Origin of the sequence: Desulforhabdus amnigena (assembly GCF_027925305.1) — a bacterium.
In the GTDB taxonomy this organism is placed as follows: Bacteria; Desulfobacterota; Syntrophobacteria; order Syntrophobacterales; family Syntrophobacteraceae; genus Desulforhabdus; species Desulforhabdus amnigena.
The window spans coordinates 1107825-1129904 of record NZ_BSDR01000001.1 but is presented as its reverse complement, the minus strand read 5'-3'; the positions used below and the strand labels follow the sequence as shown (position 1 = coordinate 1129904).

At 48.9% G+C, this 22080-nt stretch carries 22 protein-coding genes; 20 read left to right on the top strand and 2 right to left on the bottom strand.

Translation table 11 applies throughout. The annotated features are described in order from the left end of the window. Nucleotides 1–11: 11 nt before the first annotated feature. From flhA to QMG16_RS04900, 17 genes are all read left to right on the top strand, one after another. Nucleotides 12–2081 carry a flagellar biosynthesis protein FlhA gene (flhA, locus tag QMG16_RS04980; RefSeq protein WP_281792644.1) on the top strand — a complete coding sequence of 690 codons (2070 nt, stop codon included), beginning with the start codon at nucleotides 12–14 and terminating at the stop codon, nucleotides 2079–2081. After that, nucleotides 2071–3174, top strand: coding sequence for a flagellar biosynthesis protein FlhF (locus QMG16_RS04975; RefSeq protein ID WP_281792642.1), 1104 nt, complete (start codon nucleotides 2071–2073; stop codon nucleotides 3172–3174). Before flhA ends, QMG16_RS04975 begins: the two co-directional genes overlap by 11 nt. Nucleotide 3175: 1 nt before the next feature. Then, a complete protein-coding gene (locus tag QMG16_RS04970) occupies nucleotides 3176–4063 on the top strand; it encodes a MinD/ParA family protein (protein ID WP_281792640.1) in 888 nt (295 codons plus the stop codon). A 22-nt stretch (nucleotides 4064–4085) separates the two neighbouring features. Further along, a complete protein-coding gene (locus tag QMG16_RS04965; protein WP_281792638.1) occupies nucleotides 4086–4943 on the top strand; it encodes a FliA/WhiG family RNA polymerase sigma factor in 858 nt (285 codons plus the stop codon). A gap of 254 nt (nucleotides 4944–5197) precedes the next feature. Then, nucleotides 5198–5923, top strand: a complete 726-nt coding sequence (locus tag QMG16_RS04960) for a hypothetical protein (protein ID WP_281792636.1) — start codon at nucleotides 5198–5200, stop codon at nucleotides 5921–5923. Between the two features lie 19 nt (nucleotides 5924–5942). Next, the gene (locus tag QMG16_RS04955; protein ID WP_281792635.1) at nucleotides 5943–6425 is read left to right on the top strand and encodes a DUF6115 domain-containing protein; all 483 of its coding nucleotides are present in this window, start codon (nucleotides 5943–5945) and stop codon (nucleotides 6423–6425) included. A 362-nt stretch (nucleotides 6426–6787) separates the two neighbouring features. Further along, entirely contained in the window at nucleotides 6788–7495 is a 708-nt protein-coding gene (locus tag QMG16_RS04950; RefSeq protein ID WP_281792633.1) for a flagellar hook-basal body protein, read from the top strand. 16 nt (nucleotides 7496–7511) lie between these two features. After that, entirely contained in the window at nucleotides 7512–8294 is a 783-nt protein-coding gene (gene flgG, locus QMG16_RS04945) for a flagellar basal-body rod protein FlgG (RefSeq protein ID WP_281792631.1), read from the top strand. 20 nt (nucleotides 8295–8314) lie between these two features. Then, nucleotides 8315–9340 carry a flagellar basal body P-ring formation chaperone FlgA gene (gene flgA, locus QMG16_RS04940; RefSeq protein ID WP_281792629.1) on the top strand — a complete coding sequence of 342 codons (1026 nt, stop codon included), beginning with the start codon at nucleotides 8315–8317 and terminating at the stop codon, nucleotides 9338–9340. A 246-nt stretch (nucleotides 9341–9586) separates the two neighbouring features. Next, complete coding sequence (locus QMG16_RS04935; RefSeq protein WP_281792628.1) at nucleotides 9587–10150, top strand: flagellar basal body L-ring protein FlgH; 564 nt, start codon at nucleotides 9587–9589, stop codon at nucleotides 10148–10150. A 12-nt stretch (nucleotides 10151–10162) separates the two neighbouring features. Further along, on the top strand, nucleotides 10163–11272 hold the full coding sequence (locus QMG16_RS04930; protein WP_281792626.1) for a flagellar basal body P-ring protein FlgI: 1110 nt from the start codon (nucleotides 10163–10165) through the stop codon (nucleotides 11270–11272). Nucleotides 11273–11287: 15 nt separating this feature from the next. Beyond that, the gene (locus tag QMG16_RS04925; protein ID WP_281792624.1) at nucleotides 11288–12118 is read left to right on the top strand and encodes an OmpA/MotB family protein; all 831 of its coding nucleotides are present in this window, start codon (nucleotides 11288–11290) and stop codon (nucleotides 12116–12118) included. A gap of 44 nt (nucleotides 12119–12162) precedes the next feature. Continuing rightward, the gene (locus QMG16_RS04920; protein WP_281792622.1) at nucleotides 12163–12912 is read left to right on the top strand and encodes a flagellar motor protein MotB; all 750 of its coding nucleotides are present in this window, start codon (nucleotides 12163–12165) and stop codon (nucleotides 12910–12912) included. A 29-nt stretch (nucleotides 12913–12941) separates the two neighbouring features. Then, a complete protein-coding gene (locus QMG16_RS04915; RefSeq protein WP_281792620.1) occupies nucleotides 12942–13244 on the top strand; it encodes a rod-binding protein in 303 nt (100 codons plus the stop codon). 97 nt (nucleotides 13245–13341) lie between these two features. Continuing rightward, nucleotides 13342–13809, top strand: coding sequence for a flagellar export chaperone FlgN (gene flgN / locus QMG16_RS04910; RefSeq protein ID WP_281792618.1), 468 nt, complete (start codon nucleotides 13342–13344; stop codon nucleotides 13807–13809). Between the two features lie 2 nt (nucleotides 13810–13811). Continuing rightward, nucleotides 13812–15236: a flagellar hook-associated protein FlgK gene (gene flgK / locus QMG16_RS04905; protein ID WP_281792617.1), complete on the top strand. Its 1425-nt coding sequence runs from the start codon at nucleotides 13812–13814 to the stop codon at nucleotides 15234–15236. Nucleotides 15237–15492: 256 nt separating this feature from the next. Continuing rightward, entirely contained in the window at nucleotides 15493–16407 is a 915-nt protein-coding gene (locus QMG16_RS04900; protein ID WP_281792615.1) for a flagellin N-terminal helical domain-containing protein, read from the top strand. A 635-nt stretch (nucleotides 16408–17042) separates the two neighbouring features. On the opposite strand, the gene QMG16_RS04895 is transcribed toward QMG16_RS04900, so the two are convergent. After that, nucleotides 17043–17456, bottom strand: a complete 414-nt coding sequence (locus QMG16_RS04895) for a flagellar biosynthesis anti-sigma factor FlgM (protein ID WP_281792613.1) — start codon at nucleotides 17454–17456, stop codon at nucleotides 17043–17045. A 113-nt stretch (nucleotides 17457–17569) separates the two neighbouring features. Then, complete coding sequence (locus QMG16_RS19530; RefSeq protein ID WP_373878654.1) at nucleotides 17570–17830, bottom strand: DVU0524 family FlgM-associated protein; 261 nt, start codon at nucleotides 17828–17830, stop codon at nucleotides 17570–17572. Nucleotides 17831–18400: 570 nt separating this feature from the next. On the opposite strand from QMG16_RS19530, the gene QMG16_RS04890 reads away from it, so the two are divergent. From QMG16_RS04890 to QMG16_RS04880, 3 genes are all read left to right on the top strand, one after another. Then, nucleotides 18401–20053, top strand: a complete 1653-nt coding sequence (locus QMG16_RS04890; protein WP_281792611.1) for a GGDEF domain-containing protein — start codon at nucleotides 18401–18403, stop codon at nucleotides 20051–20053. Nucleotides 20054–20106: 53 nt separating this feature from the next. After that, nucleotides 20107–21165 (top strand): VgrG-related protein, encoded by a 1059-nt coding sequence (locus QMG16_RS04885; RefSeq protein ID WP_281792609.1) that lies wholly within the window; start codon nucleotides 20107–20109, stop codon nucleotides 21163–21165. A 304-nt stretch (nucleotides 21166–21469) separates the two neighbouring features. Beyond that, nucleotides 21470–21964 carry a chemotaxis protein CheW gene (locus QMG16_RS04880; protein ID WP_281792607.1) on the top strand — a complete coding sequence of 165 codons (495 nt, stop codon included), beginning with the start codon at nucleotides 21470–21472 and terminating at the stop codon, nucleotides 21962–21964. Nucleotides 21965–22080: the final 116 nt, after the last annotated feature.

Here is a 22080-nt window from a genome sequence, read left to right as displayed (position 1 = left end):
TGAATTCATTCATGGAGCGCCTCAAACGCGCATCCGACAGCGATGCCATGATGGGACTCGGGGTCGTGATGATCCTATCCGTCATGCTTCTGCCCATGCCCAGCACTTTCCTGGATATGTTACTGGCTGTAAATATCGCTTCTTCCCTGGTCATTATGCTGACCGCCGTCTATTCTCTAAAGCCCCTGGATTTCGCTATTTTTCCCTCCGTTCTTCTGATCACGACCCTCTTTCGGCTGGCCCTGAATGTCGCCAGTACGCGCCTGATCCTTTTACGAGGCCATGAGGGGCCTGCTGCCGCGGGTCACATCATCAATGCCTTCGGTCAATTTGTCGTCGGAGGAAACTACGCCGTTGGTTTCATCCTGTTCGTCATCCTCGTGATCATCAACTTCATGGTGATTACCAAGGGTACCGAGCGAATCTCTGAGGTCACTGCGCGGTTTACTCTGGATGCTCTACCCGGAAAACAGATGAGCATCGATGCGGATCTGAATTCGGGAATGATCAGTGATGTACAAGCGCGCCGTAGGCGAGAGGAGGTTCGAAGGGAAGCCGACTTTTATGGCACGATGGATGGTGCCAGCAAGTTCGTGCGGGGGGATGCCATCGCCGGGATTCTCATCACATTTATAAACGTCGTCGGCGGTTTGACCATTGGAGTTCTCCAAAACCACATGAACATCGTGGATGCCTTGAAAAACTACACTCTGCTCTCCATCGGCGATGGTCTGGTTTCACAGATTCCTGCACTGATCATCTCGTCTTCGGCAGGCATACTGGTAAGCCGGGCAGAATCGAACGTGGGAATGGGAAAGGCCTTCGGGGAACAGTTCAGCATACAACCCAAGCCGCTCGTCATAGCGGGTGCAATGCTCTGCGTACTTGCGCTGGTTCCCGGATTCCCTGCCATTCCCTTGATCCTGGTAGGGGCAGGGCTCCTGTATGCCGGTTTGGCCCTGTTGAAGAGAAAGGAAAAGAGCGAGGTTCCCAAAGAGGACCAGGAGCAGGCTCAGGCGGCATCTCCCCCTGAATTCGGGGAACTTCCTCCGCCTTTGGACATCCTGGAATTGGAAGTGGGCTACGGATTGATTCCTCTGGTGGATGAGTCACAAAAAGGGGATCTGCTGCCCCGCATCAAGGCCATCAGACAACAGCTGGCCATGGAATACGGGATCATCGTGCCTGCATTGCATGTGCGCGACAACTTGCAGCTCAAGCCCGCCGAATACCGGGTTTTGCTCAAAGGGAACGTCATTGGCAAAGGTGAACTGATGATCGGGCATTATCTTGCCCTCAGTTCGGGGGACAGCTTCCAGGATATCAAGGGAGTTCCCACCAAGGATCCCACTTTCGGTCTTCCCGCAGTCTGGATCCCGGAGAAAGAATATGAGTCGGCGGTGGGAAAGGGCTACACGGTCATTGACCTTTCCACCATTGCAGCGACCCATTTGACGGAGCTGTTCAAGAGGCACGCCGACGAACTCCTGAGCCGCCAGACAACTCAGAATCTTCTGGACAACCTGGCTGCATCTCAGCCGAAACTGATTGAAGAGCTCGTCCCCGGTCTCCTGTCCGTGGGAAGCATTCAGAAGGTATTGCAGAATCTTATCCGGGAGCGCGTTTCCATACGGGACATCCAGACCGTGTGCGAAACCCTGGCGGATCATGCCGCTATCGTCAAGGATCCTGAAATATTGACGGAATATGTGCGTCAGGCCCTGGCGCGTACGATCACCAGGCCGTATGAAGGGGAGGGACGGGAACTGAAGGTTCTCACTCTACAGCAGGATTTGGAAGAGCGGATCAGCAAAAGCATTCAGAAAACGGACCAGGGAGCCTTCCTGGCTTTGGAGCCCGATTTTTTGAAATCCTTCATCCAAGCGACCAATGTTGAAGTCAAGAAGGTTCTGAATATGGGGTTTCATCCCGTAATCCTCTGCTCGCCCATGGTGCGCAGGCATTTGAAGAAACTTCTGGAACGCTTTCTGTCCGACGTCGTCGTGCTCAGCCACAATGAATTGAGCGGACATCTGGAAATTCAATCCATCGGGATAATCAGGCTCACGCATGCAAATTAGGACTTTCAAAGCTTCCACTGTCAACGAGGCCCTGGCCCAGGTAAGGAAAGAACTGGGTGAGGATGCGCTCATCCTCGGAAACAGGAAGGTGACTGTTTCTCCGATGGAAACCTACGTTGAGGTGACGGCTGCTGCTGAACCGGACAGGGGGGAACCTCTCATTGCCAAACCGGCACCGGTAGATGGATTGGATCTGCATTCACGAAATGATATCGAGGAAATCAAAAGCTTTTTGTCCATGCTCATTTCATCCAAGGACTACTACAGCAAATTGCAGATGCAACAACCGCTTGCGGAAGTCTACCACAGCCTCATAGTTCGTGGACTGGATGAAAAGCATTGCTATGTCCTTTTGAACGATGTGCTGAGCGCAATGAAGATGGAATGCCTGGACAAGCGCAGGGTCATGGAGGGATTTTGCAGGAAGCTTCTGGAAAAAATCAATTTTTCTCGTCCTTTCCATGATCTTCCTCCGAATATCGGAGCGCCCCACACCTTTACCTTTGTGGGGCCTACAGGCGTGGGGAAGACCACCAGTCTGGCCAAGTTGGCCGCTTTTCTCAAAATAAAGCGGAATCTTGAGGTCGGTATCATTTCGGTCGATACCTACCGCATCGGCGCAGTGAATCAACTCGGTACCTATGCAGACATCCTCAACATTCCCTTCCTGGTGGTCCAGACCAATGCGGAACTGCGCAATGCCAGAATGCAGTTTGGGCACCACGATGTCGTGTTGGTGGATACCAGTGGAAAGAATTTCATAAATCCGGATCATATCAAGGATCTCCAGGCTGTTTTTGGGAATATGGATGACATTCGGCACTTTCTCGTTCTGAGCGCTACGGTGAAAGACAGTGATCTGAAGCAGACCATCATTCATTTCCACCCTATGAACATACATAGCTTCATATTTACCAAGATTGATGAAACGCTCAGCATTGGTTCCATCATCAATCAGCTTCTTCGTTTTCCTTATCCTGTTTCATATCTGGGGACAGGGCAGCAGGTTCCCGAAGACATTGAGTTGGCAACTCCTAAACGGTTGCTCACGTTTCTCTTTCCTGCGAAAAAAGGTCGGAATGGAAAGGAGTAGTATGGATCAAGCATTGGGCTTGCGTAGCAAAAGAGAGCGGGAAGCCCGCTGGAAAAGCTCTTTTTCGCACCCCCTGTCTCCCGGGCATCAATCGATACGTGTGATGACTGTCAGCAGTGGGAAGGGGGGGGTTGGAAAAAGCAACATCGTGGTAAATCTGGCCCTGGCATTCGATCAGCTGGGAAAGCGAGTGCTGATTATGGATGCCGATCTCGGGCTGGCGAATATAGACCTTCTGTTGGGGCTGACACCGAAGTTCAACGTCAGTCATGTACTTGCAGGCAACAGGAAATTCAGCGAAGTCCTGGTGAGAGGGCCGGGCAATATCCGTATCATGCCGGCATCTTCCGGGGTGCAGCAACTGACTCAACTCTCCGACGAACAAAAACTGCTCTTCCTCGAATTACTGGAAGACCTGGAAACGGAGATCGATATTCTGCTCATCGATACGGGAGCCGGCATTTCCGATACGGTCCTCTATTTCAATCTGGCGGCTCAGGAGAGGATCGTGGTAGTGACCCCCGAACCCACATCCCTCACTGATGCATATGCCCTCATCAAAGTGCTCTTCACCCGCCATGGAGAGCGTTATTTCAAGGTCCTTGCGAATTCTGTGGAAGATGAGAAAGCGGGAAAGGTGATTTTCGGGAATATAAGCAAAGTGGCGGACCACTTTCTGGATGGGCTCTCCTTGGATTATCTGGGGAGTATTCCTCACGATCCAAATATTCAAAAAGCGGTTTTGCATCAGAGGCCTCTGCTGGATCTCTTTCCAAATTCACCCGCCTCGAAAGCCTTTCACATGGTTGCCAATCGTATTGAAAAGATTCCTCCTCGTATCAACCAGGGAACCATTCAGTTTTTTTGGAAAAGGTTATTGAATGTATAACCCCAGAATGAAGAAAAATCCTATGTTGCCAAAAGAACTTCAGTGCAAGAATTCCTCTCAGATGCAACGCCCCGCACAGCTCTTGAGCAGAAATTGCTACCCATCCCAGTATAACGCTGCATCTCAAGAATCCATGGACCGAGAAGAGGCCATAATCAAGCATTCCGGCATCGTGAAATATATGGCGCTGCGATTGGCTGCCAGACTTCCGGCTCATGTGTCTGCAGATGATCTGATCAATTCGGGGATGATTGGGTTGATCGATGCTTTTGAGAAGTTTGATCCCGGCCAGGGGATTTCTTTTTCTTCATATGCCAAGATTCGTATAAGGGGGGCCATGTTGGATGAGATCCGGGCCATGGATTGGGTGCCGCGCTCGCTCCGTCAAAAAAGCAATGAGCTCTCCAAGACCTGTCTGCTCCTGGAACAAAGACTGGGGCGCGCTCCCCTGGATGAGGAAATTGCCGCCGAGCTCCGGATTTCTTGTGAGCAACTTTTCAAGCTATTGGATGAAATCAAGGGAATTTCTCTAGTGCCCGAAGACATTTTTGATGCGGTGGGGGAAGGTAAAATCAATGGTACGTTGCCCTCGGAATCAGATGAAATTTTCCAGAAGACGTATCGGGCAGAACTGAAGAAACACCTTGCAGAGGCTATCAGCAGTCTTTCCAAAAAAGAACAGCAGTTGTTGGCCCTGTATTATTATGAAGAATTGACCATGAAAGAAATCGGCGCGGTCATGGATTACACGGAATCGCGTATTTCCCAGATTCATACGAAAGCGATTCTAAAACTGCGCAGTCGGCTGGCAAGGAAGCTCAAGAGGGAAGACCTTCCGGACCGATTGCAGGATCAGTGGTGTGAACAGACTGTTTCTTGAACGAAGTTTATATGAAAAAAGGCTCATGGTTCATAGCTCATGGCTCATAATAACATCGCCTTTCAAGAGCGTTTCCCGCTTTCCATATTGGCTTGCATCTCTTTGCCTTTTTCATTTTTCGTTGTGACCGTTCCGGCCATGGGAGTTCATTGAAAGGACGCGCACGAGTATGGAAGATCCCATGAGGATGGGCTGGAACCTCAAGATTATTTTGATGAAAAAAACTGTATGCGATTGAAGGAAAAATTCAAAAGGTGAAAGATGAAGCATTCGAGAGAATACTTCCCCAGGCATCTACCGAAGGCAGGCATTTAGATGAGGAATTTGTCGGGATTCAGGGGGAAGAAACATCCAATGAAAGGTTTTCCCTTGAGATAGATGAACCGTCAGAGGATGAAGAGGATTCGGTGAGCATTGAACTGGATCCATATTTTACGCCCGATTTGTCGGGGGAATCCTCTTCCGAATGTGAATCTTCACTCGAACCGGCCTCCTCCAGCCATGAGGTTGGTCTGAAACGGCCTGTTTTCGTCTGGAAGATCCTTTTCGTCTGGCTTGTGGCCTTCCTGGTGATAGGTCTGGCAATCGCCTGTGTGGTATTTTTGCGTTCCAAGGGGTTGGCAAAATCGAAGAGAGTGGCATCTGATGGGGCCAATATAATCAGATATCCGATTCCTGTTCCGTTGTATGTGGAAAACCTGGAATTCTTTTTTCTGGCTCAGTCCAAAGAGGAAAGAGATCTGGTTTCCATTGAGCTGGAGTTGACGCTTGAAGGCCGGGAATCCTATATTTTTTTTTCGCATGGCAATGTTCTACTGCGGGATGTGATCTATAAATTCCTACTCGCACAGGCGCCGGTGCGTAACACGTATAAATATTGGGAAAACATTTTGCAGAATGCTTTGGCCGATCATCTTAAAAACACGCTGCCTCAATGTAGAATTCGATTGATCAAGATCATCAAGCTGGATCGGTTGTGAGCGAAAACCGGAGATATGAATGGAAATTTTCCAAAGCTGGTTCGGCAGCCAAATGTCTTTTACACTCATGTTGCAGATCATTCTGGACGTGGGGCTCATTATTCTGTTGTTCCTTCTTCTCGGGAGACGTTCGCGGCCCCTGGACGGGGCGGAGGAACTCATTCAGACTTTGGAAAAAATACTTGAAGAAACCACCGCTATCACCACGGAGTTCGATGCAAATCTTCATGAGAGAAAGATGCTGCTCCAAAACATCCTGGCTAAATTGGATGATCGTTTGAATGAAGCGGAGAAGGTCTGCAAACGTCTTGAAGGGGCACAATCCGTGGCGGTTGTCAATAACCCTGCGCCTCTTGCTCCTCCAAAGGGCAATGACCATGATAAGGTCTTCAAACTTGCCAATAAGGGGCTTGCGGCGGAAGCCATTGCCAAACGCTTGCAGAAACCGCTCGGAGAAGTAGAGCTGATTCTGAACCTTAAGAAGATGTACTCCAGTCGTTGAATCGATCTATTCCCCAAGGCTCATATCCTACCGATTTTACTTTGCTTTTCGTCTTGAAATCCTCTGCAAGTCATTCGGTCTTTTCCTTTCGAGAAATATTCGGAACAATAATCTGAAAATCAGGTCCTGACCGAAGATATGAATCGATCTCGATAAGTCTTTTTGCAGGAAATTCCCTAAGGAAGAAGATAAGAGGAAAATCTTGCCTGCGAACGGACTTTTTTTTGAATTTGGATTGCAGAGCTTCTAGTGGTGTGAGGGCTTCCATCGCCGTGTACCGGCTTCAGACCTGGCAATGCGAGGGAATTCATTTCCTGGCATTATCGTTGCTTCTCTAAAGAATGCAAAAGGAGAGCAAGGCCATGCGATTAGGACTTCATGCCGTTGTGTTGGGAGCCAGACAACAGGAAAAACGTCTGGAAGTGATTGCGAACAATCTCTCGAATATCGAGACTGCAGGCTACAAGAAAGACAATGTCCACTTCAGTGATTTTATCCGCCAGACGACTTACACGCGAATGGATCAGGGAAATATGAGGAATACTGGACAGCCCCTTGACGTCGCGCTCTCCGGGGAAGGGTTCCTGCGTGTACAAAGTGACAAGGGAACGGTCTATACGCGTGAAGGCAATTTGAGCCTCAACAAAGACAATGTTCTGGTGACACAGGAAGGGTGGCCGGTGTTGGGCCAAAATGGCCCCATCACGTTATCCGGAGCTGATGTGCGCATAGAACGAAATGGTCAAATACTTGACAAGGGAGAGTCCGATGGTCTTGGAAATGGTGAATATGCGGCGGTGGATACTCTCGATATAGTCAAGTTTTCTGAGAATTCGTTGCTGGAAAAAACAGACAATGGTTATTTCAAGCCCAAAGAAGAGAATGTACAGCCTGTTCCGGCACCGGATACCATCGTGCAGCAGGGATCACTGGAGGAAGCAAACTTCAATCCAGTGGAAGAAATGGCGCTTATGATCGATACCCAGAGAAATTACGAGGCTTATCAAAAAACGCTGCAATTTTTTCAACAGGAAGATTCTCAATTGATCAACAAATTGGGCAGCCAGTAACGAGGAGGCAGAAAGCATGATTCGCAGTCTTTGGACAGCAGCGACCGGTATGGGAGCACAGCAGTTGAATATGGACGTGATCGCCCACAATTTGTCCAACGCCAATACGACGGGGTACAAACAGAGCCGCGCCAACTTCGAAGATCTGATGTACCAAAACATTATACCTCCAGGTGCCAAGACTTCCAATGATGCTCAGCTTCCAGTGGGAGTTCAGGTGGGTATGGGAACGAAAACCGTTTCCGTTCAGAAAAATTTCACTCAGGGAAATTTTGTGGAAACCGGCAACAAACTTGATCTTGCAATTGAAGGCAAAGGTTTTTTCAAGGTGTTGCGAGGATCGGAAGAGGTCTATACACGCGCAGGCACCTTCAAGTTGAATGAAGAAGGATTCATTTGTGATTCCGAGGGAAACCGTCTTCAGCCCGAGATCGCCATTCCCGTGACAGCTACGACCATCAATATCGACGCCGGGGGAACTTTGACGGCGGTAGATCAGGCGGGAAATGTAGTGGCCAACGAAACCCTGAACATTACGGATTTCCCCAATCCTGCAGGGCTTTCCAGTATAGGGAAGAATTACTTTGTTCCTACAGAGGCATCGGGGGAAGCGACCGACGGACAGCCCGGCAGCGATGGCTTGGGGAGCCTGCTCCAGGGGTTTCTGGAAAATGCCAATGTCGATGTCGTAGAAGAGATGGTCAATATGATTGTTGGTCAAAGGGCTTATGAAGCCAATTCCAAGGTCATCAAGGCTTCGGATGAAATGCTCCAGATCGCAAATAATGTAAAAGCATAATGATCAGGAAAGTGAGCCCGATGGGTGGAACACTCTTGCAGCAGAGCCTCATGTTCTTTTTTGTTTTGCAGTTGATTTCCTGGGGACTGCCGGGTGGTGTGTGGTGGCCATCGTTTCCCTGTGAGTCTCAGGCTTACAGTCAGGAGTTGAACGGGCTCGATAGAGTGGAAGTTAAAGGAAAAGATGTCTCTTTGTTGGATCTTTTTGACTCAAACACGGTTCCAGCCGATCTGAAGGTTCTTTTGAGCCGGGAAAGCATCGGACAAAGTCCTGCAGTGGGTGAAGAGAAATTCGTTCAAGGTGATCGATTACGCAGTTATCTCAATACGTTTCTCAGCGACCACGGGTACGATCCGTCGGAGTTTACGATCCGATTGCCCGACCGAATCGTCGTGGTCAGCGAATCGGTTCAGATCCACCGGGAAAAAATTGAGAAAATTTTTCGCGAATTCATTTTGGCTCGCATCTCCAGGGATGCGAGCGATATCGTCATCAACAACATCCGGTGTGACGACAATCTGTCAATGCCTGCGGGAGAAGTCACTTATAGAGTAAACGCCTCTCCCGGGGAGCGTTGTTTGGGCGATGTAGCGGTCGAAATCGATTTTTATGTGGATGGGAAAAAGATCGACAGCGCCAAAGTATCGGGGCGGGTGGAACTCTACCAGAATGTTCTGCACTCCCGCCACCCCATGAAGCGCAATAGCGTGGTGGGGCCTTCAGATATTGAAGAAAAGCGCATCAATGTAGCGGATGGGGCTGTGGGTTTTGTTACTCAATCGGACCAGGTGATCGGCAAGCGCCTCTTGCGGGATGTGGGATTTTTGCAGCCCCTGAAGCTTGAGGACTTCGATGAACCTCTCGCCCTCAAGCGTGGTGATGCGGTCACCATTGTGTATGAACAACCAGGTTTGCGCGTGACAGCAAGTGGAAAGAGTCTGGAAGAGGGTAGCGAGGGTGCTACCATCCGTGTGTCGAACATAAAATCAAGGCGCACGATCGATTGCAGAGTCGTTGATGGGGAAACGGTTTATGCGATTCCCTGACGGGATAGCACGGAGGGATTCATGTCCCAGGTGAAGCGAGTCTTAGAATTGATTTCATTTTTCTGTCGATATTTCTCCATGGCGAGGGCGGTTAAAATCCTTCCATTCCTATTGCTGTTCTTCTTTTTTGGGTGTGCATCTCAACAGCTTCACAAAGTCGAAGCTCCTCCCTTGAATCCCGTCCCTCCTGCGCAAATGACCATCCCCACCTCGCAACCCCCTTCGATAGTGCAGGAATATAAGTCCGTGCAACAACCTCCCAGCGGTTCTTTGTGGGTGGAAGGCAATAGCTCCATGTTCCAGGACATTAAAGCTCGAAAGATCGGTGACATTCTCACCATAACGGTCAGCGAAATATCCAAGGCCAGCAAGTCGTCAATGACGGATACCAGCCGGGAAAAGACCATGAATGGCAACTTCAAATTCAATGGCTTGACTGCAGGCAACAAAACCATTCTCAATCCCGTGGAATTTGGAGGGTATGAGGGCACATTCGGGAGTGGTTTTACTGGAGCCGGCAGCACGTCCAAGTCGGATTCCATGACAGCGTATATGACGGCAACAGTCGTGGATATTCTGCCAAACGGCAATTTGCTCATCAGGGGTTCGCGATGGACCAAGGTGAACAATGAAATGCAGCAGATTGTTTTGGAAGGGGTCGTGCGGCCCAATGACATCAGCAGGAACAATGCGGTTCTTTCACAAAATATTGCGGATGCCAAGATCTTCTTTGAAGGCAAGGGGCCGCTCACTCAGCAACAGAAACCGGGCTGGCTGCTTCAGCTCTTCGATTTGGTTTCCCCTTTCTAAGAGGTGTGTGAGGTGTTCAGACGAAATCTGTTTCTTTTGTTGAGCGTGTTTCTTCTGCTTCAGTTCCATGTCTTTCCTGCTTCCGCTGCGAGAATTAAAGATATCGCTTCCTTTATGGGAGACCGCCCCAATCAGTTGATCGGCTATGGGCTCATTGTCGGATTGAACGGCACCGGCGACAACAACAAAACGCAGTTTACCGTAAATACTCTGGCAAACCTGCTTGACAACATGGGCATCCATGTCAATCCGGATCAGGTCAAGGTGAAAAATGTAGCGGCGGTCATGGCGACAGCCAAACTGCCGTCGTTTGTGCGCAAAGGAAGCCGGGTGGATGTTCAGGTTTCTTCCATAGGCGACGCCAAGAGCCTGGAGGGAGGAACCCTCCTGATGACCCCGCTCCAGGGGCCCGATGGAAAAACCTACGCCGTGGCCCAGGGCCCCATTTCTGTAGGTGGCTTCAGCGTATCGGGGGCCAGTGGGAGCGGAGTGCAAAAAAACCACCCGACAGTCGGTTTTGTGAGTGGTGGTGCTCTTGTCGAACAGGAAGTTCCCGTGCCTTATGGTAATTTGCAGCAGTTGGATCTGGTATTGAGCAATCCCGATTTTTCCACGGCCAATAAGGTCTCTAAAAGAGTCAACGAGACCTTGGGAGACTCTGTTGCACAGGCAATGGATGCAGCGACCATCAAGGTACAGGTTCCGGAAAGCTATCAGCAAAATATTGTGGGGCTTATCAGCCGGGTGGAGAGCATAGAAGTTCAACCCGATGAAGTAGCCAAAATTGTGGTCAATGAACGGACAGGGACCATCGTGATAGGGGAGAATGTTCGGATTTCTCCTGTGGCTGTGGCCCATGGGAATCTGACGGTCCAGATCTCTGAAACGCCCAGCGTTTCTCAACCCCAGCCTTTCGGTAAGGGACAGACGGTCGTAGTTCCTCAAAGCGAAGTGAATGTAGAAGAAGAGAAGGGGCATATATCCATTGTGGGAGGAGGCGTAACCATCGGTCAGGTGGTCAAGGGGTTGAATGCCATTGGGGCTACCCCTCGTGATCTTATCAACATTCTACAAGCCATTCGCGCAGCCGGGGCGATGCAGGCTGAACTTGAATTCATTTAAACCGGGTATTGCCTCATGGCCAGGAAAAAAAAGCAGGAAGAAAGTTCACCGGGGGCCAGTTGGCTCACTACCTTTGCAGACCTGACCACCTTGCTCTTGACCTTTTTTGTTCTTCTTCTGAGCATGTCGACCATCGATGAAACGCGTCAGCGGAAGGCTCTCGATTCCCTTGTAGGCGCCTTTGGATTTCTCAGTGGAGGGCGCTCCGCCATCGGCAAAGAGAAGGGTTCGGATCCACGGGAATTCACTTCTCCCATCAATAAGAGCGAGGGTGTCGATATTGAAATGCTCAAAGAAATCACCATGCAGAATAATGTGGATGCCGATATTCAAGTCCTTCAGGAAAACGACAGAATCATCATTCGCATCAGTGAGAAGATCCTCTTTTTTCCTCAATCCGCAGAGATTTGCCCGGGAATTAAAGACTATCTGATCCGCCTGGCGAGTTACTTGAAGTCCACAAAAAGGGAAATCGAGATTCAGGGGCACACAGACATCCACGAGATATTGAAAAATGGCATCTATAAAGACCACATACAGGAGCGTTCCTGGTACCTTTCAAGCAAGCGGGCACAGGTCATCTACACTTTTTTTGGGCAGGCTGGAGTTCCTGAGGAACAAATGATCGCCAATGGATTCAGTTATTATTATCCCATCGTGAAGAGTGAACAGCAAGTGGAGATGGGCAGCCGAAATCAGCGGGTGGATATCATTGTTGGAAAGGATGAAATCATCCCTGAAGCTTTGCTGGAGGTCAGATCGGTTCCAGCGAAAGGATTCAGCTATAAGAATTTTTTCTTTCAAGTGTTTCCCGCTGAAAAGAACGAAACGAAAGAGAACTTCTGAATTTCTTTGTAGCGAAGAGAGCCTGAAACAGGAATGGGGGCGGGGTGAGAAAGAAGAAGAATCAGGAAGGGGAAGGCAACGGAGGGGGAGAGGCTTCGTGGTTGGTGACCTTTTCCGACCTGTGTACTCTGCTTCTCACCTTTTTCGTTCTTCTCCTGTCGATGTCTTCCTTGAACCAACGCGCTTTCAGAATAGCCTTCAACAACTTTTCCGCCTCCAGTGGCGCGCTCTATTATAACGACCATGAAAGCGTCATTCTGCCGAGGGACCTGGCCATCAAAGACCTCTGCAAGAGTCTGCAGAGTGTTTATGTGCTGGATATTCGCGACCTGGACGAGGTCAGAAAAGAAGAAGTTTCTTCCGATCAAAAATTCAATCTTCTCGTTTCCTCGGGTAATGCCGTATGGGTGAAAAGATCCCGTGCAACGGGAAAATTCTCATTTATATTTGGAGACAAGCTGTTGTTTGAAAAGGGGAGCGCAACACTCAATCCACGAGCTTTTCCAATCCTAATGAAACTAGGGGATTTTATTCGTGAATCCAACTATTCCGTTTTTGTTGAAGGGCACACGGACAACATTCCGATCCATACGCAAAGCTTTGCATCCAATGAAGATCTTTCGCTGGCGCGGGCTCAGGCGGTGCTTGAGTTCCTCTTGAATCGATGTGATACGGATCCGAGGCAGATGGGCATGGGCGGTTATGGAAGCTCGCATCCCATTGCTTCCAACGAAACTGAGGCGGGTAGAGAGATGAATCGCAGAGTCGAAATCATTTTCAAAAGGGAGAAGTGATCCGGTTTTGTGAAGTCATGGAGGAAAAGATGCTGAAAATCGGCGCGTCACGTGTGAATCCGGAACCGAACAGGGATGGGGAAAATCAAAAGAACCGGCTCAAAGAGTGTTGTCAGAGCTTCGAAGCCATCATGATGAACAATCTCCTGAAGGATATGAGGCAGAACTCCCTCAGCACCGAATCTGCAGACACCGGGCGGGAGGTCTACGAAGGGATGATGAACGAGTCCGTCGCAAGGATGATGAGCAAAAGCGGCGAGTTAGGGTTGGGAGAGACTCTGTATCGGCAACTTTTACCCTTGATTCAGAAGGATGGTCGGGAAGATTCATGAACAGGCGTGCTTTGATGGCAAAATCTTTCGTGCCGTAAATTATATTCCGCATGTTTCGATCTGATCTCTGATCCTTCAAAGAAAGTGTAATCCATTGATGAGTCATGATAATCGCTCTTGTCTGAATGTATCCGACCCGGAATCTTCCAATGTTTCAGAGTTTCAATCAAGCCTCTTGGAAGCCTTTAGCAAGACGGTTCAGAGCTTGATGCGGATACTCCATGAAGAGTTTGAAGCCTTGAAGCATTTTCAAAGCGATAGGCTTTTGGAGCTCCTTCCGGAAAAGGAATTTCTGATACAGCGTATGACGCAGATGCTGGGAGAACTCGAAAGGATTGGCGAGGAGGATACCACCCTGGGAGAAAGCGAGAGTGTCAAGACTTTCATGGGTAATCTCCTTGAGATCGAGCGTATGAACCGTATGAATCATGTTCTCGTTGAAGGATCGTTGGAATACTGCCGGGAATATCTCAACGTCCTGGTCGGAGGAAGCTACTCCGGGAATAATTCGAATCCGCTCAGTAAGATGTCGTTGAAGGGACTCAGGGTCAGCAGGGAGATATAGCCATGGGTAGCCTGAACTTTACTCTGGAAGTTGCCAAGAATACGCTTCTGAATACTCAGGTTTCCATCCAGACAACGTCGCACAATATAGCCAATGCCGACAATGCGGCTTATGCACGCCAGAAAGTTGTCATGAGTACGAATCCGGCGTATCGATTCCGTGGCGGCTGGGTTGGCATGGGGGCCAATGTTGCCACGGTGGTGCAGCAGCGTGATCAGTTTGTCGAACGGCGTCTTGTAAATAGTATTTCTGAAAAATCGCAATCGGAGACGCTGACTTCTCACTTAAGCCTGGTAGAGGCATATTTTTCGGACGATGGGGAATCGGGAATTTCAGGTGCGTTGGGTTCGTTTTGGGAGTCCTGGGATCTGCTTCACCGGAATCCGACCGGAGAGACGGAAAAAGAAGGGGTCGCTCAAGCGGCAAAGCGTTTGGTGGAGGAGATCAATGGTGCCTACCATAATCTTGAAGGTCTGGCGGAAGACATCAATGGCGAACTTGAAAGGGCGGTCGGAAACGATGGCTCAGTAAAGAGCACAGTCAATGCTCTTTTGGACCGGATAGCGTCCATGAACGCGGAGATTCGTTTGTCGGAAAACCCGGGCCGGACGGCAAACGATCTTCGAGATCAACGTTATCAGGCGATCAAGGATCTTTCAGAAATCATCCCCATTCGCTATAGCGAAGAGCAGGACGGGTCTCTGACGGTTACCCTCGATTACAGAAACTCGAGTACGGACCCCGTGGTGCTTGTCTCTCACGACAAAGCCGGAGAGCTGACCCTGGCAACCGACTCCGTGGAGGGAAAGCTGATTGAATATCGTTCCTTCGACTACGATTCCGCTGCTTCCTCTGGAGTGGCGGTCACACCTTCGCCGGGGGAGGGTGAGATTTCCGGCGGAAGTCTGAATGGATTGATCAAAGCTCGGCATGTGATAGACGATTCACTCGATCAGCTGAATAGTTTCGCTGATAACCTGGCTGAGCAAATCAATTCCTTATACCCCGTATTTGAAACGGGAGGCTCTGGGAATCCAGCCGAAAGTATTCAGGTCGTTTCGGATTTGGCGAAGAGCATGGCCACGGAAACCAACAATGAGATTCAGAACATTTCGGAACTTTCACTTGAAATTTCAAAGATGCAGGATGAAAGCATCAGCTTTGGCGAGTTGGGCGACTTCACATTTGGACATTTTTTGAGCAACATTCATTACAAAATAGGGATTCAACAGAGTGATGCCGATTCTAAAGTGGAGTTCTACGGAAGTCTGGTGAGTGAACTGGAGGCGCAACAACAATCGGTTTCAGGTGTTTCCATCGATGAAGAAATGGTCGATATGCTCAAAAATCAGCAGGTTTATCAGGCTGCTGCAAAAATAATTCAAATGACTGCAGACTTACTCAAGACCGTTATCGACATGGTATAAGGACCAAGGGCCTATCCAGAAACCTCCTATGGGCTTTGGAACACCCCCTTTAGTCCCCAATGTTGTTGACTTAAAGTCACCCCGGTGAAAACCGGGGTCCAGAAAAGCTTAATTGACCTGGATTCCGGCTTTCGTCGGAATGACGAAAGTTGGTTAAGTCAACGGCATTGCCTTTAGTCTCACCTCGAGGGGGAATTGAAGGGGAATGTTCGCTGCCAAGGATAGGTGGTTCTAAGAAAAGAAAGAGGGGGCACCCATGAGAGTCACTTTAGCGTCCAGCCACGAAGGAACGGCTGCAAATCTTGGCAGACTGAATGCCGACCTGGCACAGTTGTCAATTGCTGCTTCATCTGGAAAACGACTGGCAAAGCCTTCCGATGATCCCATGGGGTGGGCTGGGTCCATGGATATCAAACAAGGGCTAAAAAAACTTGAAGCATACTCCAAGAATATTGATTTTGCCGTCAGTTGGGGGAATGCCACCGAGAATGCTTTGAATCAGCTTTCGGATTTGTTTGTAAGAGCAAAAGAAATCGCAATAGGATCGATCAATGGAACTTTGAGTGAAAAGGACACGGCCTATTTGTCCGAATTGGACCAGATCCTTGAAGAAGCCGTATCGGTTGGCAATCAGAAATATCAGGGTCGCTATCTTTTTGCGGTGAACAGTGGGCAACCGCCTTTCGATCTTTCTGAAGCCAATGCTGCAAACAGCAATTATCCCATTTCGGTTGAGAGTAATTTAGAAGGTACCTTCACGGTTCGGGTGGGAGAATCCAGTGAGCAGAAAGTGAATGTGAGTGGAGCGGATACTTTTCTTTACGACCCGGCAGGCGATGGGGAGAACAGCTTGCAACATCTTGTCAAGCTCAGAAAGGCCATTGCGGATGGAGATACGGATGCCATCAGCCAGGAGATGGAATTTATCGATACGGCTATCGAAGGATTTTCCAAACAAACCTCTATAGTCGGGTCCCGCCTGGCAGGTCTCGAACGGCGGCAGAACTTCCTGGATGATATGGAAATAGGACAAAAGTCCAACCTGTCACAGATAGAGGATGCCGATATGGTTCGAACAATATTGCAATTGCAGCAAAAGCAAACCGCCTACCAGGCCGCGCTCCAAGTCACAAGTATGCTCAACGGCCTAAATTTGGCACAGTATTTGTAAAATAAGCTTTGCTGAGTGCAGCCCCACACAAACAAGCGTACAAAATCGGTGGAGTCTATCCATCGTCATTCCGACGAAAGTCGGAATCCAGGTCAATTAAGCTTTTCTGGATCCCAGCTTTCACCAGGGTGACGGCAACCGCATTTTGTTCACCTTTCAATGTAGAGCTGTACTGAGGATTCAATGATCTGATTTTATGGCGGGAACTTTCAAGCGAATGGCGTGAGACACTCAGACATCATTTGCTTGCTCTCTGGGTAGGCGGCTTTCTCTCTGCAACTCCTTTATCTCTTGGTGAACAAAGGAGGAGACAATCGCGTCTCTTCCTTTGTTCCATTCCTGTCGCGCTATAAGTATCCAATCTTCCATCTGCGCTTTTTCATTCTTTATTGTAACCGCTCCGTTTATGAGAGGGATATACGATAAGAAACTGTTCATTATGAAGCGTCAAAGGGCAGACAAGGGAGTTGCCATGAAAGCTTCGCTGCCTCGGGAAAAGAAAATAGGGACAAGGAATTCTCTGAATTCTCTCTGCTTCAGCCGTACATCCAGGTGCTTTGAACTCCAACAGTTTGTCAATCTACTGACATGCCGTGTTGATTTTTGGCGGTTTCGTGATCGTATGGGGTTGAAAATCAAAACAGCTCAGAGATCATCTTTTCTGCAATCTTTTCAGCATCTATCGAATACGCGTCATTCTTCAGGAGATTACGATAATGGTCTACAACCTCCGTGCGAATTTCTTCCCGATCCATGGAGACTTTCGTCAGCCGGTTCATTTCCTGGTATTTATCGGATAATTCCACACGGTCCTGCGTCACCATTGGAGTCTTGTTTTCCGACTCATTGTCTTCCAATTTGTTCCGAAGAAACGTTTCCTGTGGGCGTTCGATGTGTGGAGCACTATAGGTGTTGAGTTGCTTGATGTCCATGTTGTAAAGCCTCTTCAATTCTTTCTTGAGTATCCGAGCGATGATGGAAGCCTTACCGGAAACAGTATGGAGCAAGTTCGCTCTGAAAGGTAGGAATTTTTTTCCTTTTTGCCCCAAGACTTTCTCCATCACAAAGGGTCTGATGTGATTTTTTCTCCTCAGTCCAACTGGTTTCTTCCGGGAAATGGCCATTCTTATTTTTGTATTTTTAACCATTTTGTAATTGTTTCTCAATCTACAGGAATCGGAAGTGTGATTGTCAGTTGGTCATTCCCGTCACAGTAAGTGGATTCATTCAAGTCTTTCGTCTGGGATGCGAAATGCTGCAAAATCATTTGCCGTCCGGCTTCTTCAGATATGCTGACATTTGCAGATGGCATTCTTTTGCGTTCTGCGTCAGGGACGTCCGACCCGGCAGAAAGTTTCGAACGCTGTAGTTGTTTGCTGTAGTTCCGAATTACGTTCTGCACCAGATGGGAAGTTATTCTCATGTCAGCTCCTCCAACGATAATATTATCGGCATCTGCATAGGAAACTTAAAAAATAAATGCGGTTTACCCGGGTCAAAGAGAAGCGAGCCTCCAATCTCTTAAATCCTTCATTTATGCGGATGGCTTGTCGACAAGCGCTTAAAATGGCACGAAATTCGCTTTTTAACATTGGTGAGATCCGGGACAGACAGAAACAAAAAGCGCCCCCCTTCACACAATTTTCAATCAATAATTTTGCATGAGAAGTGAGGAATGAAAAACATAACCTGTATAAAATGCAAGCACTTTTTTATCACATGGGATCGCAACCTGCCGTATGGCTGCAAGGCTTGGGGGCTACGCTCCAGGCGGTATCCCGATACATTGGTTCATGGGACATCCGGAATGGTCTGTCAGTTGTTTGAATTGAAACCGGTCAAAGTGAGTCCGGTGACATAGAATGACAACGAGGCTTCTACCGTCTGGTGGGCAAAAGCAGAGTGTTGTCTACCAGGGTGATGTCTGGGGCTATGACGGTGGGCAGGGAAAAGACTTTGACCACCCGACAAAGGGATGGATGAGGGAGTGCCGATGGGGCGGGGTCAGGATTCTCAAGAGCTTGGCAAAAATATGGGAAGGTTGTCGGAAATCGTCATTGAAGCTTTAAAGGAGATCTCTGCACAGCGCCGGCCGCTTGCATCTTCTTCTCTGTGCCAGGCCCTTTCTGCGAGAGAGGATGTTTTTCATCTGATATCGGAAATATCCTGTTGCAATGGTTTGTCTTTACAATGTCCGGATCAAACGAAAGCTGAACTCAAAACCATGAAGAATGAAATTCTTATCCTCAAGTCTCAGAAAGAACGTCTTTTCAATCACGTGATAGAACTTCAGGAGGAAAAGGAGCAACTGCAAACATTTTATAGACGTTCCTTGTCCACCTTCCTGACGTGGATTCAAGCATCGGCGAATGATTCGCTCTACTGCGCCCTGAACGATTTCAAATCCTTATTGTTCAAAGACACAGATTTGGCCGACCTCGAGAAGTCCCTCAGCAATATAAAGGAAATCTTTGTAAAGTTGGGTGAGGAGGATCTGTTGCCCCCCGCTATCTCCAATCACTCTTCCCCGGTTTGGGGAAGACTTTTCAAAAAAGCGAAGGACCTCAGGGAACCGGGAGAACCCGGCGGCTTGTACCTGAAAGAACTTCAAGAGATTTACCTGGATGTCCTTCAGGTGGTCACAAACGATCTGGGGAAAAGGGATGTGAACGGTTTATCCGAACTGCAACAGAAAATCAAACGCAGTGCCGATCCTTCGCAACTTTTTTCAATAAAAAAAGACATTCTTGCCTTTATAGAGTTTTCCATCAAAAGCATTTCAGAAGAGCGCAAGCAAATCGCTCAGTTCATCTCAGAAATCAATGAAAACCTCGTACAAATGGAAAGTCATCTTTTTTCCTCTCTCAATGGCAGGCGTCAGGCGCACCAGGCAAATGCCGATTTCAATCTGATCATTGAAACTCAGATGGATGATATGAAGCGGTCCATGGATGTCAGTACTGATTTGGGTGAGTTAAAAAAACTGGTGATCACTAAAATAGCTACGATCCGTTCCGCTCTTGAAATGAAGCGTCGAGAAGACGAGAAAAGACTGGCCGAGGCCCATGAGCAACTGGGGGGACTCCAAAAGAAAATAGAGAATGTAAAAACGGAAATCGATCAGATCCAGGAGAGGGCCAGGAATCTTGAGAGGGAAGCCTTCATTGATCCTCTCACGAATATCCATAACCGAAGGGCTTATGAACAGCGGCTCAAAGAAGAATTTCAGCGTTATACCCGCTATGGGCAGGTTTTTTCCATGCTCTTGCTGGATGTGGATGACTTCAAGAATGTCAACGACAGTTATGGTCACGCAGCGGGGGACCTGTGTCTGAAGGAAGTGATCAACAAGGTCAAGGGGATTTTGCGTGTTTCCGACTTCTTGAGTCGCTACGGTGGGGATGAATTTGTTGTAATCCTTCCCGGAACAGATCGAGAAGCCATGAAAAAAGTCGCCGAAAAGATACACTCTTCCATCGAAAAAACCCGTTTCTTCTATCAAGGCAAACAGATAATCGTTCGCATCAGCGTCGGGGGGACACAGGTCGAACCCCTGGATCAGAAAGAGGAAGATGTTTTTGATCGTGCGGACAGGGCCCTGTATGAAGCGAAAACCGGGGGCCGAAACAACGTGTTGGTATTGTAATCGTTTTCTCATTCAGCAAGGCAAGCAAGGATATTTGTAGAGAGGAGTCATCCATGGCATTCAAAATCACCGCTCCTCAAGGGCAACGATCAAGCGGCGAAAAAGTTGACGAAACTCGCAATTACCTGCCGCATGCAAAAGGAGAACAACGGTTTGACGCCGTGTTGAATCGGGTCGGCACCGATATGGGGAGAGAATCATCGGGAGCGGATGGCGGCCGTGGGATTGAGCCACCCTTGGGACATTTCATTTGCCGGAATGCAGTCTTACAGTTTTCAAACGATGCCGTCTCTTTGCCGAATCAGAGCGGGGGTCTCGCAGAGTTGGCGACTTCGGCCTTTTTGCAGGCGATGGCTCATTCGAGCGGCGGGATGGTGTTGAGAGCCTACGAACTGGCCGGCCGCATGGGGAATTTTAAGTCCCGGAATCCGATTATGGCGGCTGCAGGGGAATCGCCCATTCATTCACACAGTAAAAGCTCCTATGACCTGGGTTCCTTGTCTGCGCAATTCGAATCGGGCAGCGCCGGCGTGGGGGCCATAGGGTACGATAGAAACGGTGGAACTTCCTATGGCATGTTTCAGATTTCATCCCGTCAGGGAACCTTGCGGAACTTTTTGGAATTTTTAGATAAGCATGCCCCTAAGTGGTCTGCAAGACTTCGGGAATCGGGCCCTGCCGATACGGGAGGCACTGACGGAAGTATGCCCAGGGAATGGAATCGAATTGCACAAGAAGATCCGGTTCGTTTCGAGAAACTGCAGGAAGAATTCATTCAAGAATCTCATTACAATGTTGCTCTAAATGAAATTCAGGAAAAAACCGGTGTGGATATCAGCGCACAATCCGGAGTGCTTCAACAGGTGCTTTGGAGCACCGCCGTTCAGCATGGTCCTCATGGGGCGGCCAATCTTTTCAGTGAGGCGGTCGAGCGGATTCAATCTTCGGGAAAAGAGATCACGGAAAAACAAATAATAGAAAACGTTTATGCTATGCGTGCTTCGAAGTTCGGACTTTCGACTCCGAGTGTGCGTGCCGCTGTCAGGGCCAGATTTAAAGAAGAAAAGGGCATGGCGCTCGCAATGCTCGAAGACCGTCAGGCACAGGGATGATGTTTCTGACCACCTCGAAAAACCTTGTTAAAGTCCTTCTCGGGCAATGCCGATAAACCTTCAGGATATGCAGACCTTGCATTTTTGCTGTAAGAGGCTGTCTCAAAATTCCCCCCTTGAGGGGGGGCTTGGGGGGTGTTTTTCCTGTTCGCCAAATCTTGACACCCTCCAGGCCCCCCTCAAGGGGGGAGTCGAAGCAGGTTCGGCTCCCAGGCAGAGGAATTTTCAGACAGTCTCTAAGACCTTGCCGGGGTGTAATGCCCTGGCGGTTTCGAATCTTCAACATCGTCATGAAGGGAACGGGATGGAAGATCAAACGAGCAAGATCAAAATGGATAGAGGAGGAAAGTATCTAACTTTCACCCTGGCAGATGAGGACTACGGAATAGAAATACTGAAGGTCAAAGAAATCATAGGGATGATGCCCATTACAACGGTGCCTCAAACTCCCGATTTTGTTAAGGGCGTTGTAAACCTGCGCGGCAAGGTGATTCCGGTGGTAGACCTGAGACTCAAGTTTGGAATGGCTTCCCAGGAGTATACCGAACGCACCTGTATCATTGTCGTAGAGATTTTCAGCAACTCCGGGTCGACCATGATGGGTATCGTTGTGGATTCCGTATCGGAGGTGGTGCAGATCAGGAATGACGATATAGAGGAAACTCCACAATTTGGAACCAAACTGGATACGGATTATATCCTGGGAATGGCCAAAACCGATGGCCGTGTCAAGATCCTCCTGGCTATCGATAAGATCCTTACCGCCCAGGAACTTTGCCTTGCCTTGAACGCGGCATAAAGAGTATACCCCCCTTGCCCGTCTTTAGGGATAGGGGCGAGGGGGCGGGAGTGAGTCGCTCTTGAAATCCCCATTTACCACGGAGGCACAGAAATCGCGGAGGAATCCCTTAAGAA

Excerpts from the sequence above, each read along its gene's own strand:
- flhA (WP_281792644.1), top strand. The coding sequence starts at position 12 with ATGGAGCGCCTCAAACGCGCATCCGACAGCGATGCCATGATGGGACTC.
- QMG16_RS04975 (WP_281792642.1), top strand. The coding sequence starts at position 2,071 with ATGCAAATTAGGACTTTCAAAGCTTCCACTGTCAACGAGGCCCTGGCC.
- QMG16_RS04970 (WP_281792640.1), top strand. The coding sequence starts at position 3,176 with ATGGATCAAGCATTGGGCTTGCGTAGCAAAAGAGAGCGGGAAGCCCGC.
- QMG16_RS04965 (WP_281792638.1), top strand. The coding sequence starts at position 4,086 with ATGTTGCCAAAAGAACTTCAGTGCAAGAATTCCTCTCAGATGCAACGC.
- QMG16_RS04955 (WP_281792635.1), top strand. The coding sequence starts at position 5,943 with ATGGAAATTTTCCAAAGCTGGTTCGGCAGCCAAATGTCTTTTACACTC.
- QMG16_RS04950 (WP_281792633.1), top strand. The coding sequence starts at position 6,788 with ATGCGATTAGGACTTCATGCCGTTGTGTTGGGAGCCAGACAACAGGAA.
- flgG (WP_281792631.1), top strand. The coding sequence starts at position 7,512 with ATGATTCGCAGTCTTTGGACAGCAGCGACCGGTATGGGAGCACAGCAG.
- flgA (WP_281792629.1), top strand. The coding sequence starts at position 8,315 with ATGGGTGGAACACTCTTGCAGCAGAGCCTCATGTTCTTTTTTGTTTTG.
- QMG16_RS04925 (WP_281792624.1), top strand. The coding sequence starts at position 11,288 with ATGGCCAGGAAAAAAAAGCAGGAAGAAAGTTCACCGGGGGCCAGTTGG.
- QMG16_RS04915 (WP_281792620.1), top strand. The coding sequence starts at position 12,942 with ATGCTGAAAATCGGCGCGTCACGTGTGAATCCGGAACCGAACAGGGAT.
- flgN (WP_281792618.1), top strand. The coding sequence starts at position 13,342 with ATGAGTCATGATAATCGCTCTTGTCTGAATGTATCCGACCCGGAATCT.
- flgK (WP_281792617.1), top strand. The coding sequence starts at position 13,812 with ATGGGTAGCCTGAACTTTACTCTGGAAGTTGCCAAGAATACGCTTCTG.
- QMG16_RS04900 (WP_281792615.1), top strand. The coding sequence starts at position 15,493 with ATGAGAGTCACTTTAGCGTCCAGCCACGAAGGAACGGCTGCAAATCTT.
- QMG16_RS19530 (WP_373878654.1), bottom strand. The coding sequence starts at position 17,830 with ATGAGAATAACTTCCCATCTGGTGCAGAACGTAATTCGGAACTACAGC.
- QMG16_RS04890 (WP_281792611.1), top strand. The coding sequence starts at position 18,401 with ATGGGGCGGGGTCAGGATTCTCAAGAGCTTGGCAAAAATATGGGAAGG.
- QMG16_RS04885 (WP_281792609.1), top strand. The coding sequence starts at position 20,107 with ATGGCATTCAAAATCACCGCTCCTCAAGGGCAACGATCAAGCGGCGAA.
- QMG16_RS04880 (WP_281792607.1), top strand. The coding sequence starts at position 21,470 with ATGGAAGATCAAACGAGCAAGATCAAAATGGATAGAGGAGGAAAGTAT.